This window comes from Spirilliplanes yamanashiensis (genome assembly GCF_016863475.1).
Taxonomy (GTDB): domain Bacteria; phylum Actinomycetota; class Actinomycetes; order Mycobacteriales; family Micromonosporaceae; genus Spirilliplanes; species Spirilliplanes yamanashiensis.
In genome coordinates, this window is sequence record NZ_BOOY01000005.1 from 1 (window position 1) to 14,252 (window position 14,252).

Annotated in this window: 14 protein-coding genes; 10 read left to right on the plus strand and 4 right to left on the minus strand. The window is 73.2% G+C overall.

Going from position 1 to position 14,252, the window contains the following annotated elements:
• Positions 1-140 precede the first annotated feature (140 nt).
• Together Sya03_RS04230 and Sya03_RS04235 are read right to left on the minus strand one after the other, a co-directional pair.
• A complete protein-coding gene (locus Sya03_RS04230; RefSeq protein ID WP_203936827.1) occupies positions 141-1,658 on the minus strand; it encodes a YifB family Mg chelatase-like AAA ATPase in 1,518 nt (505 codons plus the stop codon).
• 1 nt (position 1,659) lies between these two features.
• Positions 1,660-2,019, minus strand: coding sequence for a YraN family protein (locus Sya03_RS04235; RefSeq protein ID WP_203936828.1), 360 nt, complete (start codon positions 2,017-2,019; stop codon positions 1,660-1,662).
• A 154-nt stretch (positions 2,020-2,173) separates the two neighbouring features.
• Between Sya03_RS04235 and Sya03_RS04240 the strand changes: the two genes are divergently transcribed.
• The 8 genes from Sya03_RS04240 to Sya03_RS04275 all read left to right on the plus strand — a co-directional run bounded on the left by Sya03_RS04240 (position 2,174) and on the right by Sya03_RS04275 (position 10,057).
• Positions 2,174-3,148, plus strand: coding sequence for a hypothetical protein (locus tag Sya03_RS04240; RefSeq protein ID WP_203936829.1), 975 nt, complete (start codon positions 2,174-2,176; stop codon positions 3,146-3,148).
• Positions 3,149-3,481: 333 nt separating this feature from the next.
• Positions 3,482-4,303, plus strand: coding sequence for a 30S ribosomal protein S2 (gene rpsB, locus Sya03_RS04245; protein WP_203936830.1), 822 nt, complete (start codon positions 3,482-3,484; stop codon positions 4,301-4,303).
• 29 nt (positions 4,304-4,332) lie between these two features.
• On the plus strand, positions 4,333-5,163 hold the full coding sequence (tsf, locus tag Sya03_RS04250) for a translation elongation factor Ts (protein WP_203936831.1): 831 nt from the start codon (positions 4,333-4,335) through the stop codon (positions 5,161-5,163).
• A 102-nt stretch (positions 5,164-5,265) separates the two neighbouring features.
• Entirely contained in the window at positions 5,266-6,030 is a 765-nt protein-coding gene (gene pyrH / locus Sya03_RS04255; protein ID WP_203936832.1) for a UMP kinase, read from the plus strand.
• A 30-nt stretch (positions 6,031-6,060) separates the two neighbouring features.
• The gene (gene frr, locus Sya03_RS04260; RefSeq protein WP_203936833.1) at positions 6,061-6,618 is read left to right on the plus strand and encodes a ribosome recycling factor; all 558 of its coding nucleotides are present in this window, start codon (positions 6,061-6,063) and stop codon (positions 6,616-6,618) included.
• A complete protein-coding gene (locus Sya03_RS04265; RefSeq protein ID WP_203936834.1) occupies positions 6,618-7,709 on the plus strand; it encodes a phosphatidate cytidylyltransferase in 1,092 nt (363 codons plus the stop codon). Before frr ends, Sya03_RS04265 begins: the two co-directional genes overlap by 1 nt.
• Before the next feature lie 31 nt (positions 7,710-7,740).
• Positions 7,741-8,949, plus strand: coding sequence for a dual-specificity RNA methyltransferase RlmN (gene rlmN, locus Sya03_RS04270; RefSeq protein WP_203936835.1), 1,209 nt, complete (start codon positions 7,741-7,743; stop codon positions 8,947-8,949).
• A 37-nt stretch (positions 8,950-8,986) separates the two neighbouring features.
• Positions 8,987-10,057: a DivIVA domain-containing protein gene (locus Sya03_RS04275; protein WP_203936836.1), complete on the plus strand. Its 1,071-nt coding sequence runs from the start codon at positions 8,987-8,989 to the stop codon at positions 10,055-10,057.
• A 60-nt stretch (positions 10,058-10,117) separates the two neighbouring features.
• On the opposite strand, the gene Sya03_RS04280 is transcribed toward Sya03_RS04275, so the two are convergent.
• On the minus strand, positions 10,118-10,342 hold the full coding sequence (locus tag Sya03_RS04280) for a DUF2631 domain-containing protein (RefSeq protein WP_203936837.1): 225 nt from the start codon (positions 10,340-10,342) through the stop codon (positions 10,118-10,120).
• 134 nt (positions 10,343-10,476) lie between these two features.
• Between Sya03_RS04280 and Sya03_RS04285 the strand changes: the two genes are divergently transcribed.
• Together Sya03_RS04285 and Sya03_RS04290 are read left to right on the plus strand one after the other, a co-directional pair.
• Positions 10,477-12,024, plus strand: coding sequence for a Rieske 2Fe-2S domain-containing protein (locus Sya03_RS04285; RefSeq protein ID WP_203936838.1), 1,548 nt, complete (start codon positions 10,477-10,479; stop codon positions 12,022-12,024).
• A gap of 81 nt (positions 12,025-12,105) precedes the next feature.
• The gene (locus Sya03_RS04290) at positions 12,106-12,594 is read left to right on the plus strand and encodes an aromatic ring-opening dioxygenase LigA (RefSeq protein ID WP_239107101.1); all 489 of its coding nucleotides are present in this window, start codon (positions 12,106-12,108) and stop codon (positions 12,592-12,594) included.
• A gap of 54 nt (positions 12,595-12,648) precedes the next feature.
• Here the strand turns inward: Sya03_RS04290 and Sya03_RS04295 are convergent, their stop codons facing one another.
• Positions 12,649-14,238 carry a phytoene desaturase family protein gene (locus Sya03_RS04295; protein ID WP_203936839.1) on the minus strand — a complete coding sequence of 530 codons (1,590 nt, stop codon included), beginning with the start codon at positions 14,236-14,238 and terminating at the stop codon, positions 12,649-12,651.
• Between the last annotated feature and the right edge of the window lie 14 nt (positions 14,239-14,252).

Here is a 14,252-nt window from a genome sequence, read left to right on the forward strand (position 1 = left end):
CGGGGGCGCGTCGGACGGTGGGCCAGGCGGGGGCGCGTCGGACGGTGGGCCAGGCGGGGGCGCGTCGGACGGTGGGCCAGGCCGAGGCGCGCCGGGCGGCGGGGGAGCGGACAGGGCCAGGGGCCACGGGGGCGGGATGGTCATCGGTGGTCTCCCAGTCGGAGGAGCGAGGCTTCGTTGACGTCGTGGCGGTCCGGCCGTGGCCGGCCGTCGAGGTCGGCGATGGTCCAGGCGAGGCGGAGCACGCGGTCGAAGCCGCGGGCCGACAGCGCGCCCGAGTCCAGCGACCGGCGCAGGTCGGCGGTGTCGCGCACGGGCAGCCGCCACGGCGGGCGGCGCAGGTGCGGGCCGGGGACCTCCGCGTTGACCTGCCAGGCGCCCGGCGACCAGCGGGCCGCTGCGGCCGCGCGGGCGGCGGCGACCCGGGCGGCCACCGCGGACGACGGCTCCGTGGTGGTGTCCGTCATCAGGTGGGCGGCGCGCAGCGGGTTGAGCGTCACCTGGACGTCGATGCGGTCGAGCAGCGGGCCGGAGATGCGGGCCAGGTAGCGGCGGCGGACCAGCGGGGTGCACTCGCAGGCGGTGTCGCCGGCCGGTTTCGCGCACGGGCACGGGTTGCTGGCGAGGACCAGCTGGACCTGGGCGGGGTACTCGGTGCTGCCGTGGGCGCGGGCGATCGTCACGCGGCCGCTCTCCAGGGGCTGGCGCAGGGCGTCCAGGGCGCGGGTGCTGAACTCGGCCGCCTCGTCGAGGAACAGCACGCCGCGGTGGGCCAGCGACAGCGCGCCCGGCCGGGCCAGGGCGGAGCCGCCGCCGACGAGCGCGGCGACCGAGGCGCTGTGGTGCGGGGCCTGGAACGGCGGGCGGCGGATGAGGCGGCCGTCCGCGGGCAGGGCGCCGGCGATCGAGTGGACCGCCGTCACCTCCATCGCGTCGGCGTCGGACAGCGGCGGCAGGATCGACGGCAGGCGCTCGGCGAGCATGGTCTTGCCGGCGCCGGGCGGGCCCAGCAGGGACAGGTTGTGACCGCCCGCCGCGGCGACCTCCAGGGCGCGGCGGGCCAGCGCCTGGCCGGTGACGTCGGCCAGGTCGGGCATCGAGGTTGACGGCGCGTCGTCCGGCGGTGGCGGGTCGAGCAGGGCGCCGCCGTCGCGGACGTACGCGAGCAGGCGGTGCAGGGTGTCGACCGCGCGCACGGTGAGGCCGGGCACCGCCGAGGCCTCGCGGGCGTTGGCCGCCGGGACGATCAGGTGCGTCAGGCCGGCGCGGGCCGCCGCCACGGCCATCGGCAGGACGCCGCGCACCGGGCGTACCGTGCCGTCGAGGCCCAGCTCGCCGATCAGGGCGACGCCGTCCAGCGGGGCGGGCGGCAGCTCGCCCGCGCTGGCCAGCACCGCGACCGCCACCGGCAGGTCGAAGCCCGAGCCGTGCTTGGGCAGGGTGGCGGGCAGCAGGTTGACGGTGATGCGGCGGTTCGGCCAGGTGCGGCCCGAGTTGACGATGGCGGCGCGGACCCGGTCGCGGGCCTCGTTGAGGGCGGTGTCCGGCAGGCCGGTCAGGGTCATGGCGGGCAGGCCGAGGGCCAGGTCGGCCTCGACCGCCACGACGTGACCGGTGACCCCGGTCAGGCCGACGGCGAGCACCTTCGCGTAGCTCACCTCAGAACGCCGCGCGGATGTGGTCGATGGCCGCCGCGTCGTCCGGGCCCAGCACGATCGCCACGACGTCGAAGCGGACGTCGCGCGGGCGTACCCGGGTGGTGGCCAGCCAGTGCGCGGCGAGCCGGCGCAGGCGGCGGGCCTTGGCGCCCGCGACGGCCGCCGCCGGCGGGCCGTACGTGGCGGTCCGGCGGGTCTTCACCTCGCAGAAGACCACCGCGTCGCCGTCGCGCAGGATGAGGTCGACCTCGCCGTCGGGGCAGCGCCAGTTCCGGTCGACGACGACCATGCCCTGCGCCACGAGGTTCGCCTCCGCCAGCCGCTCGCCGTACGCGCCGAGGGCCTGCCGTGCATTCGTCATGGCGCACACCGTGGCCGCACCGGCGCCCCCGCCGCCCCTGTCGGCGCCGGATCCTGTGGACGGCCGCACGGTGTGGACGACGGGCCGTCCGCTTGCGTCGCTGTGCTACCTCCCGGCTGGCGCGCGTCCCGCCGGTCGCATACGGTGCGACACCGTGGAAGGCAATCGCCGTTACGCCGACGAACCCGACCCCCGCTGGTACGGGGGTTCCGCCTTCGAGCGCCCCGCCGCCGACGAGGCCGACGAGCCCTATCGGGTGCCGGAACAGCGCTGGTCCGACAGCTCGCGGCTGCCCGGCGAGACCGGCACCGGGCGGCTGCGCGCCGAGCCGGGCACCGGCGCCTTCGACGGCGGGTCCGGTGGATTCGACAGCGGGTCCGGCGGCTTCGGCGCCGACCCGAAGCCCGGCGGTTTCGACAGCGCCGCGGGCGGGTTCGGCGGCGACGCCAAGCCCGGCTCGTTCGGCGCCGACTCCGGCGGGTTCGGTGACGAGCAGGTGCGCGCCGCCCACGAGCCCATGCGCTTCCCGCTGCGTTCCGAGGGCACCCGGCACACCGCCGACCCGGTGGTGCCCGCGCCGCTCGTCCCGCCGCTGCCGCCCGGCGCCCTGCCCACCGAGCCGCCGCCCGCACCGCGCGGCGCGCAGGCCGCCCCGCGCAGCGCACCCGCCGTCCCGCGCAGCGCACCGCCCGGCCCCCGCGGGCCGGCGCCCGTCAGCGCGCCTGCCGTCGGGCCGGTCTCCGGGGGCGGCACCACCTACGGCGGCGGAGGCATCCCGGCGGCCGAGCCGACCGGGGTCCTGCCGCCCGTGCCCGTCGCGCGGCCCGACGACGCCGTCTACGCCAGCCGGCGGCCCGCCGTCGGCATCGGGATGATCGTGCTCGTGGTGCTGCTGGCCGTGCCGGCGGTGCGGCTGTTCCTGTCGGCGGCGTTCGGCGGTGAGCCGGTGGCCCGGGAGATCGTGCCGGCCAGCCTGCTGCTGCTCGGGCTTCCGCTGACCGGGATGGGGCTGTGGGCGCTCGCCAACGGCGGCCGGGTCGGTGGTCAGGGGGCGTGGCTGCGCCCGCCGGTGGGGTATCTGACCGTGGGGCTCGCGCTGCTGGCGGCCGCCGCACTCGCGGTGGGCTGAGACCAGGGCGGCGGAAGCGCATGCCAAGGCCGCGAACCGTCCGAACCGCCCATAACCGCGCCGGATAACGAACCCTTAGTCCGTTTCGCGCGTCCCGCTCAGCCTCACGGTGACCTGCCCGACCGCCGCGCGCCGCGGGGCGTACACTTGTCAACCGGCGACCGCCCTGTGCGGTCGACCTCGCGCGCCCTCTGCACGGTCCGTCACAAAGACCGGCAGCGGCGGCCCCCTGGTCCCGATCTTCATCGGGCCCACCATGGCCGGCGACCGGGCGCCAGGACGCCCGCCGGCCGGCGGGCGTGACAACCAGGGACCTGCAAGGAGCACATCACCATGGCCGTCGTGTCCATGCGTCAGCTGCTGGAGAGCGGTGTCCACTTCGGGCACCAGACCCGCCGCTGGAACCCGAAGATGAAGCGCTTCATCTTCACCGAGCGCAACGGTATCTACATCATCGACCTGCGCCAGACCCTCGACTACATCGAGAAGGCCTACGCGTTCGTGCGCGGCACCGTCGCCGAGGGTGGTCACATCCTCTTCGTCGGCACCAAGAAGCAGGCGCAGGAGGCCATCGCCGAGCAGGCGACGCGGGTCGGCCAGCCGTACGTGAACCACCGCTGGCTGGGCGGCATGCTCACCAACTTCCAGACGGTGTACAAGCGGCTGCAGCGCATGAAGGAGCTGGAGGCGATCGGTGACCTGACCGGCACCGCCGCGGGTTACACGAAGAAGGAGACCCTCCAGCTGTTCCGTGAGCAGACCAAGCTCACCAAGACCCTCGGTGGTCTGCGGGACATGACGAAGGTGCCGTCGGCGATCTGGGTCGTCGACACCAAGAAGGAGCACATCGCCGTCGACGAGGCCCGCAAGCTGGGCATCCCGGTCATCGCGGTGCTCGACACCAACTGCGACCCGGACGAGGTCGACTTCCCGATCCCGGGCAACGACGACGCGATCCGTTCGGCCGAGCTGCTGACCAAGGTCATCGCCGCTGCCGTCGCCGACGGTCTGATCGCCCGTTCGGGCCGGGGCCGCAACGCCGAGGACAAGCCCGAGGCGGGCGTCGCGGGTGGCGAGCCGCTGGCCGAGTGGGAGCGCGACCTGCTCGAGGAGAAGAAGCCGGACGAGCAGCCCGTCGCGGCCGCCGCCGAGTAATCATCGAGACCGAGGACCGAGAGAGAGTCATGGCCAACTTCACCGCCGCGGACGTCAAGAAGCTCCGCGACCTCACGGGCGCCGGCATGATGGACGTCAAGAAGGCACTCGACGAGGCCGAGGGCGACTTCGACAAGGCCACCGAGCTGCTGCGCATCAAGGGCGCGAAGGACGTCGGCAAGCGTGCCGGCCGCACCGCCGCGAACGGGCTCGTCGCCCACTCCGGCAAGGCGCTGCTCGAGATCAACTGTGAGACGGACTTCGTCGCGAAGAACGCCGAGTTCGTGGCGTTCTCGCAGTCGCTCGTCGCGCACGGCGAGCAGATCAAGGCGAAGGACGCCGAGGCGCTGCTGGGTTCGCAGTACGAGGGCCGCACCGTGGCCGACGTGCTGCAGGACTTCGCCGCGAAGATGGGCGAGAAGCTGGTGCTGAACCGCTTCGTCGTCCTCGAGGGCGACAACGTCGCCGTGTACCTGCACCGCAAGGCGCAGGACCTGCCGCCGCAGGTGGGCGTGCTGGTCGAGTACACGGGCAAGAACGACGAGGCCGCCGACGCGGACGCCCGCGCCGTCGGCATGCAGATCGCCGCCATGCGCCCTAAGTACCTGACCCGGGACGAGGTGCCGGCCGACGTCATCGAGACCGAGCGCCGCGTGGCCGAGCAGACCGCCCGCGAGGAGGGCAAGCCCGAGCAGGCGATCACCAAGATCGTGGACGGCCGGGTGAACTCCTTCTTCAAGGACTTCGTGCTGCTGGAGCAGGCGTCGGTCGCCGACAACAAGAAGACGGTCAAGCAGGTCGCCGCTGACGCGGGCCTCGAGGTCACCCGCTTCGTGCGGTTCGAGGTCGGCCAGGCCTGAGCCTGACGGCAGTCGTGGACGGGGAGGCCGGTGCATCGCGATGAGCACCCGGCCTCCCCGTCACATAGGGTCCACAGCAAGGCGAAGGGAAGGCGGGCTCGCATGACCATGGTGACGCAGCAGACCCAGGGACTGGACGACCCCGTGTTCGATCCGTCCCGCAAGCCGCGCCGGGTCGTGCTGAAGCTGTCCGGCGAGGTGTTCGGCGGCGGGGCCGTCGGCGTGGACCCGGACGTGGTGCAGGGCATCGCCCGGCAGATCGCCACGGTCACGCGCCGCGGTGTGCAGGTCGCGGTGGTCGTCGGCGGCGGCAACTTCTTCCGCGGCGCCGACCTGCAGAAGCGGGGCATGGACCGGGCCCGGGCCGACTACATGGGCATGCTCGGCACGGTCATGAACTGCCTGGCGCTGCAGGACTTCTGCGAGAAGGAGGGCATCGAGACGCGGGTCCAGACCGCGATCACGATGGCCCAGGTCGCGGAGCCGTACATACCGCTGCGGGCGATCCGGCACCTGGAGAAGGGCCGCGTCGTGATCTTCGGCGCGGGCGCCGGCATGCCGTACTTCTCGACGGACACGGTGACCGCGCAGCGGGCCTTGGAGATCCACGCGGACCTCGTGCTGATGAGCAAGAACGGCGTGGACGGCGTCTACACGGCCGACCCGCGCACGGACCCGACGGCCCGCAAGCTGGACGCGGTGACGTTCGCCGAGGCGCTCCAGCGCGGCCTGCGGGTGGCGGACGCCGCGGCGTTCAGCCTGTGCATGGAGAACGACCTGCCCATGCTGGTCTTCGGCGCGGAGGGCGAGGACACGATCGTCCGCGCCGTCAGCGGCGAGCAGATCGGCACCCTCATCACCCGGTAACACGCGGTACACGAGAAGGAGGCGACCCAGGTGATCGAGGAGATCCTCTTCGAGGCCGAGGAGAAGATGGAGCGTGCCGTCGAGCACGCCAAGGAGGAGTTCGGGGCGATCCGCACCGGCCGCGCGACCCCGGCGATGTTCTCGAAGATCATCATCGACTACTACGGCGCGCCCACCCCGCTGCCGCAGATGGCCTCGATCGGCGTGCCGGAGCCCCGGATGGTGCTCATCAAGCCGTACGACATGTCCCAGCTGGGCGCGATGGAGCGGGCGATCCGCGACTCCGACCTCGGCGTGAACCCGAACAACGAGGGTTCGCAGCTGCGCATCAACCTGCCGCAGATGACCGAGGAGCGCCGCCGCGAGATGATCAAGGTGGCGAAGCACAAGGCCGAGGAGGGGCGCGTGGCGATCCGCAACGTGCGCCGCAAGGCCAAGGAGGAGCTCGACCGCATCGTCAAGGACGGCGAGGCCGGCGAGGACGAGGTGCGCCGCGCCGAGAAGGAGCTGGACGACGTCACGCACCGGTACGTGGCCCACGTCGACGAGCTCAGCAAGCACAAGGAAGCCGAGCTACTCGAGGTCTGATGTCCTATCCCGACTCCCACGGCGAGCAGACCGGCCATTGGGCGCGGCACGGTGGTGCCGCGCCCGATGCGTACGCCGAGACCGGTTCCGGTGCGAACGGCGGTGGCTGGCAGCCCGAGGGCTGGGACCAGCCGGCCGCCGCGTACCCGGTGAGCGGTGACGACCCGGCGTGGAACTCGCCGACCGCGCCGGTGGCCGGCGAGCCGGTGCCGCGCGGCGCCCGCGGCAAGCGGCGGGCCGGCCGGTCGCCGCGGCCGTCCCCGGGCGAGCCCACGACGAGCCGCGCGGGCCGCAACCTGCCCGCGGCGGTCGGGGTGGGTTCCGGGCTGGGCGCGGTGCTGCTGGCGGCGCTGTTCCTGTGGGAGCCGGCGCTGCTGGGCGTGATCGCCGTGGCGGCGGGCATCGGCATCTGGGAGATGGTCCGCGCGGTGGAGGCGGACGACGCCCGGCCGCCGCTGCTGCCGCTGGTCGCGGGCGGCCTGCTGATGACCGGCCTGGCGTGGTGGGCGGGCACGGACGGCCTGACGATGGCGCTGCTGGTGACGGTGTGCGCCGCGCTGCTGTGGCGGCTGGCCGACGGGGTGGCCGCGCTGCGCCGCGACCTCACGTCGACCGTCCTGATCGCGGTGTACGTGCCGTTCCTGCTGTCGTTCGCGGTGCTGATGCGCGACCAGCCGGACGGCGAGTGGCGGGTGCTGGCGGTGCTGCTCGCGGTGGTGCTGAGCGACACCGGCGGGTACGCGTTCGGCGTCTTCCTGGGCAAGCACCCGATGGCCCCGAAGATCAGCCCGAAGAAGTCGTGGGAGGGCTTCGGCGGCTCGGTGTTCTCGGCGGCGCTGGGCAGCGGCATCCTGCTGGCCCTGGCGGTCGACGGCGCGAACTTCCTCGAGGGCGCCCTGTTCGGCGCCGTGATCGCGGTGGTCGCGGTGCTGGGCGACCTGACCGAGTCGATGATGAAGCGCGACCTGGGGATCAAGGACATGAGCTCGCTGCTGCCGGGCCACGGCGGCCTGATGGACCGGCTCGACTCGATCCTGTTCGCCGTCCCGGCCGCCTACCTGCTGCTCAGCCTGATCGCGCCGGTGTCATGAGCACAGCGACGCGTGGGACACTTGACCGGCCATGACGATGCTTCCGGTCATTCCGACCAGCCCTGACACCCCCGACGCCGTCGCCACGCGACGCCGCCCCGCCATGCCGCCGCGCCACCTGGCCGACCTCGACCTGGCCGGCCGCCGCGCGGCCGCCGCCGAGCTGGGCGAGCCCGCGTTCCGCGCCGCGCAGCTGTCCCAGCACTACTTCGGCCGGTTCGAGCGCGACGTCGAGCGCATGACCGACCTGCCGGCGAAGACCCGCGACGCGCTCGGCGAGCGGCTGATGCCGCGGCTGCTGACGTCCGTCAAGGAGCTGAGCTGCGACGACGGCGCCACCCGCAAGTCGCTGTGGCGGCTGCACGACGGCGCGATGGTCGAGAGCGTGCTGATGGGCTACCCGGACCGCATCACCGCGTGCGTGTCCAGCCAGGCCGGCTGCGGCATGGCGTGCCCGTTCTGCGCCACCGGCCAGGCGGGCCTGACCCGCAACCTGTCGGTCGCCGAGATCGTCGACCAGGTGGTGCACCTGGCGGGCGTCGCGGCCTCGGGCGCGGTCACCGGCAGCCCGCCGCGGCTGTCGCGCATCGTGTTCATGGGCATGGGCGAGCCGCTCGCCAACTACCCGCGGGTGATCGAGGCGGTGCGGCGGCTGACGACACCGGCGCCCGAGGGCCTGGGGCTGTCGCAGCGGCACATCACGGTCTCCACGGTGGGCCTGGTGCCCGCGATGCGCCGGCTGATCGCCGAGGACCTGTCCGTGACCCTTGCCTTGTCCCTGCACGCGCCCGATGATGATCTGCGCGATGAGCTTGTTCCCGTCAATCAGCGCTGGAAGGTGGACGAAGTGCTCGATGTCGCGTTCGAGTACGCGGCTCGCACCGGCCGTCGCGTTTCCATCGAATACGCGTTGATCAGGGACGTGAACGACCAGCCGTGGCGCGCCGATCTGCTGGGGCGGCGGCTCGCGGGCAAGCTCGCGCACGTCAACCTCATCCCGCTCAACCCCACCCCGGGCAGCCGCTGGGACGCGAGCCCGAAGCCTGCCGAGCGTGAATTCGTCCGGCGGCTGCGGGCGGCCGGGGTGGCGACGACGGTCCGCGACACGCGTGGCCGCGAGATCGACGGGGCGTGCGGCCAGCTGGCCGCGAGTGAGCTGACCGATGTGGGGGCCGTGGGCGGCGCGGACGGCGGGCGACCCGCCGTGCCGGGCGCCGGCGCGGCGGAGGTGGCACAGTGACTGGGCGGCGATCCCAGCGGGCGAAACGGGAGACACAGTGAGCAGCCATGGGCAGCGTTTCCGGCGGCGGGCGCTCCGGCGGGGCTACAAGGTCGACGAGGTGGACGCCTTCCTCGACCGGGTGGAGGCCACCCTCGCCGGTGAGCAGGTCGGTGGGCCGGTCGGCGCCCAGGAGGTGCACGACGTCGTCTTCCGCGTGCGCTTCGGCGGCTACGACGAGTGGCAGGTCGACCTGCACCTCGACCGTGTCGAGCGGCAGCTGGCCGAGCTGGAGGAGCGCGGCGGCCGCCCCGAGCCGCGGCCCGCGGAGCGCACCGGCTCGATGAGCCGCAACGTGGCCCCGCCGACGGAGCGGCTGCAGGCGCCGGTGCGCGACGAGCGCCCGATGCCGCCGCCGGCGCCGCCGATGCCGGCCCGCCAGGCCCCGGCGCGCGCGCCGCAGCCCGACCCGTACGGCGGCCGCTACGACGAGCCCGGCTACGGCCAGCAGCAGCCGGCGGCCGCCCAGCCGGGCGGCTACGACGCGGGCGGCTACGACACCGGCAGCTACGACGCGTTCGAGCCGGGCCGGCACGGCAAGATGGACATGACGGCGGAGATCCGCATGCCCGAGCGGGAGCAGCAGCGCCCGCCGCTGGGCCCGCCGGACCGCGGCGACCGCGGCGACTACGAGCGCCCCCAGCCGGGCGGCTACGGCCCCCCGCCGGGCGGCGGCTACGGCGGCGGCCAGGGCAACGGCTTCGGCGGCGGTCCGGGCGGCTACGGCGGTCAGGGCAACGGCTTCGGCGGCCCGTCGCCGATGAGCGCGCCCCCGCTGCCCAGCTCGCCGATGAGCGGCCCGCCGATGGGCGGCCCGGGCGGCGACCTGCACCGGGTGGACCAGCTGCGGCGCACGTTCCAGCCCCGCCGGTTCGGCAGCGGCTACGACCCGGCCCAGGTGGACGGGCTGTTCGACCAGATCCTGCAGGCGATGGCGGGCCGCGGCCCGATGCCGGTGCACGAGAACGAGCTGGACACGCTGCAGTTCGGCCTGGTGCCCAACGGCTACTTCGAGGCGGAGGTGGACGCGGCGCTGCGCGAGGTGAAGGACATCCTGCGCCGCCGCTGACCGTCCCCGGACGCACGAAAGGCCCGCTCCCTGCCGGGGGCGGGCCTTTTCAGCGCTCGGTCAGCTGCGCAGGCCGTTGCGCTTGAGCACGGCGTCGATGCCGAGGACGGCGATGAGACCGACCGCGGTGCCGATGATCCAGATCTTCTCGGTGCCGCTGATGTCGTTGTTGCCGAACAGCATCGCCACGAGGATCACCGCGGTGAGCACGGCGCCGATGCGCGCGCCCTTGCGGCTGCCCGGCTTGAGCTGGTCCGGTGCGACAACCGGCTCGTGTTCCGCCACGTCGGTCCCTCCAGGTTCGTTCACGTTCGCGGTCAGTCTCCCACGTGTTGCCCGGCCGGGTGGCGCGGACCCTCGGTTCGCGCCTCGGGTAGCGTCGTTGCGGTCACGCGAGCCGAGGCAGAGGGAGAAGTGCGGTGCGGATCACGGGTACCGGCCACGCCAGCATGCGGATCGACACGGCCGCCGGCAGCATCCTGTGCGACCCGTGGGTCAACCCGGCGTACTTCGCGTCGTGGTTCCCGTTCCCGGACAACTCCCTGCTCGACTGGGAGACGCTCGGCGACGTCGACTACCTGTACGTGTCGCACCTGCACCGCGACCACTTCGACGCGGCGCACCTGCGGAACTTCGTCAGCAAGAAGGCGACGGTGCTGCTGCCGGAGTACCCGACCAGCCAGCTCGAGGACGAGCTGCGCGACCTGGGCTTCACCAGCTTCGTGCGCACGAAGTCCGACGAGGTGCACGAGCTCGACGGCGGCCTGCGCGTGATGATCCAGGCGCTGATCAGCCCGACGGACGGCCCGATCGGCGACTCGTCGCTGTGGGTGGAGCACGACGGCATCCGGGTGCTGAACCAGAACGACGCCCGCCCGTCGGACCTGAGCCGGTTCGCCGAGCTGGGCCACGTGCACGCGCACATGCTGCAGTTCTCGGGCGCGATCTGGTACCCGATGGTCTACGAGCTGCCGGACAGCGCGAAGCGGGCGTTCGGCAAGCAGAAGCGCGACCGCCAGTTCGACCGCACGTGGCGCTACATCGACGACCTGAAGGCCGACCACGTCTTCCCGATCGCGGGCCCGCCGTGCTTCCTCGACGACGAGCTGTGGCAGTTCAACGACATCTTCGGCGACGAGGGCAACATCTTCCCGGACCAGTCGGTGTTCCTGCGCGAGTACGCGAAGGTGGGCGGCACGAACGGCGTGGTGCTGCTGCCGGGCAGCGTGAGCGAGCTGACCCGCGAATCGATCGTCACGACGCACCCGGTGCCGGTGGACGAGTTCTTCGCGGACAAGGTGGCGCACCTGGAGGAGATGCGCGAGCGCAAGCGCCCGGTGATCGAGGCGGAGAAGGCGTCCTGGCGGCACCCGGAGATCGACGTGCTGAAGGAGCTGAAGGCGCGCATCGAGCCGCTGCTGGAGGAGTCGATCTACCTGGCGAAGGGCGTCGGCGGGCCGGTGCGCTTCGACCTGGAGTCGTACGACGGCGACGCGATCGAGTCCATCGTGGTCGACTTCCCGGGCAAGCAGGTGCGCCCGTACGCGGACGAGAAGGTGCGGTACCGCTTCCGGACGCAGCGCGCGCTGATCGAGCACCTGATCTTCATCGACGAGGGCGACTGGGTGAACTCGCTGTTCCTGTCGTGCCGCTTCTCGGCGGCGCGGATCGGGCAGTACAACGAGTTCGTCTACGCGTTCTTCAAGTGCCTGTCGGAGGAGCGCCTCCAGTACGCGGAGGGCTGGTACGACGAGCACGAGAGGTCGGTGGAGGCGGAGGACACCCAGCTGGGCGGCTGGACGGTGCAGCGCCGCTGCCCGCACCTGAAGGCGGACCTGAGCCGCTTCGGCATGGTCGACGGCAACGTGCTGACCTGCCAGCTGCACGGCTGGAAGTTCGACCTGCCGTCGGGCCGCTGCCTGACCAGCGTCGGCCACAAGATCCGCGCGGAGCGCGCCGCGGAGTGATCTCCGATTTCGCGCGAATCGACGCAATGGCCGGATTCGCCCTCCTACGCTCTTGACAAAAGACTTGTCGAGGGAGGGCTCATGTCCGGAGACACTGCCGTCGCGCCGACCCCGGCCGGCGCGGCCGCGGCGCACGCCGCCCACCGCAACCGCCTGCTCGGGCTGCTGGTCATCCTCGCCGGGGCGGTCATGCTGCTCGCCGGCGCGACCACCTGGACGATGATCCGCGACCAGCTCGCCGACGAGAAGATCACCGTGGCCGAGGACGCGCGCTGGTTCGGCGGCGACGTCGTCGACGGCCCGCTGACCGCGTACGCGCAGGCCGACATCATCAACCACCACGCGATGGAGGCCAGCGGCGGCAGGACGTACGCCGAGCTGGACCGCGAGGACCCGGTCCGGGCGACCATGATGAACGCGTCGTTCCTGCGGGCGTCGCTGTTCACCTCGGTGCTGGCGTTCGGCGTGTCCGCCATGGCGATGGGCCTCGGCCTGGTGCTGGTGCTGATCGGCTGGGCGCTGATGCCGCCGGGCCGGGCGGCCACCGCGCCGCCGCCCGCGGCCGCCTGAACCCGCAATGTGTACGGCCCGCAGCCTCCCCGGAGGCTGCGGGCCGTCGCGTCGTCAGTGGGACAGGTCGGTGAGGATGCGCCGGGCGGCGTTGTGGCCGGCCGCGCCGATGACGCTGCCCGCCGGGTGGCAGCCGGCGGACCCGGCGTACAGGCCGTCGAGGCCGGTGGAGTACGGCATGCGGTCGGCGAACGAGACCGTGTTGTCGACGTGGTGGATGTGCCCGCCGGTGATCCCGAAGTGCCGCTCGATGCCCTGCGGGCTCAGCGGCATGGTGTCGACCACGAGGTCGGACGTGCCGGGGGCGTACCGGTCGCAGATGGCGAGCATCTGCTCGACGTAGCCGAGCAGCGCCGCGTCCCAGGTCGTGCCGGCGGGCTGGTACGGCACCGACTGCACGAACAGGGCCGCCGAGTGGTGGCCGTCGGCGTCGCGCAGCGACGGGTCGACGGTGGTGTGCAGGTACCACTCGATGGTGGGCTCGGCGGGCAGCAGGCCGTCCTGCACGTCGCGCCACATCGCGCGCAGCGCCGCCATCGGGGACTCGCCGGTGGTGCCGGGCAGCAGGTGGACGGTGGAGCCGAACGGGCTGGGCGCGCCCTCGGGCAGGCAGGAGAACCGCGGCAGGCCGCGCAGCGCCATGTTGATCTTCAGTGTGGTGCCGGGCCGGCGCACCGCCTCCATGCGCTCGGTCAGCGCGGCGGGCAGCGCGCCGTCGGGCACCAGGTCGATCAGCCGGTACGGGTCGCAGGCGCCGAGCACGATGCGCGCCGCGACCTCGCGCCCGTCGGCCAGCACGACGCCGCGCACGGCCCCGTTGCTGACCGTCACGGACGCCACGGGCGACGACGTGAACAGCCGCGCCCCGGCCGCGCGGGCGGCGTCGGCGAAGGTGCGCGACACGGTGCCCATGCCGCCCTCGGCGATCATCCAGGTGCCGTCGGCGCCGGGCAGCCGGCACATGTTGTGCACCAGGAAGTTGTGGCCGGTGCCCGGGTCGTCGGGGCCCGCGTTGAGGCCGGACAGCCCGTCGGTCACCGCGTACATGCTCATCAGCAGTTCGCTCTTGAACCCGAACCGCGAGAGGTAGTCGGCGACCGAGCCGCGCACCAGGTCGATGAACGTGGACTGCAGCTGCGGCCGGATGTGCCGGTCGGCGATCTCCTCGACGGACGCCGGCTCGTCGAGCCAGGCGGGCGCGAGGTCGGCGCGCAGCGCGGCGATCTCGACCTGCAGCGCCTCGTCCGCCGCGACGTCGCGGGCGGAGAAGTGGCGCTCCAGCTGGGCGCGGGTGGCCGCCGGGTCGCTGCCGAACAGCAGGTACGGCGAGCCGGGCGGGCCGGGCGTCGGCAGGAAGTAGTGCGGGTCGCGGCGCAGCACGGGGATGTCCACGTCGAGGGTGCGCAGCAGCTCGGGGGGCATGAGGCCGAGCAGGTACGAGCCGGTGGACTGGCCGAGGCCGGGCACCCGGGGGAAGGGGTGCTCGGTGCGCGTGGCGCCGCCGAGGACGTCCGCGGCCTCGAGCACGACGACGTCGAGCCCGGCACGGGCGAGCAGCACCGCGGAGACGAGCCCGTTGTGGCCCGCTCCGATGATCACCACGTCGGCCCGGTCGGGCGGCGCGGTCGGCTTCTCTTCGGTCATGGCGGACGAGCCTA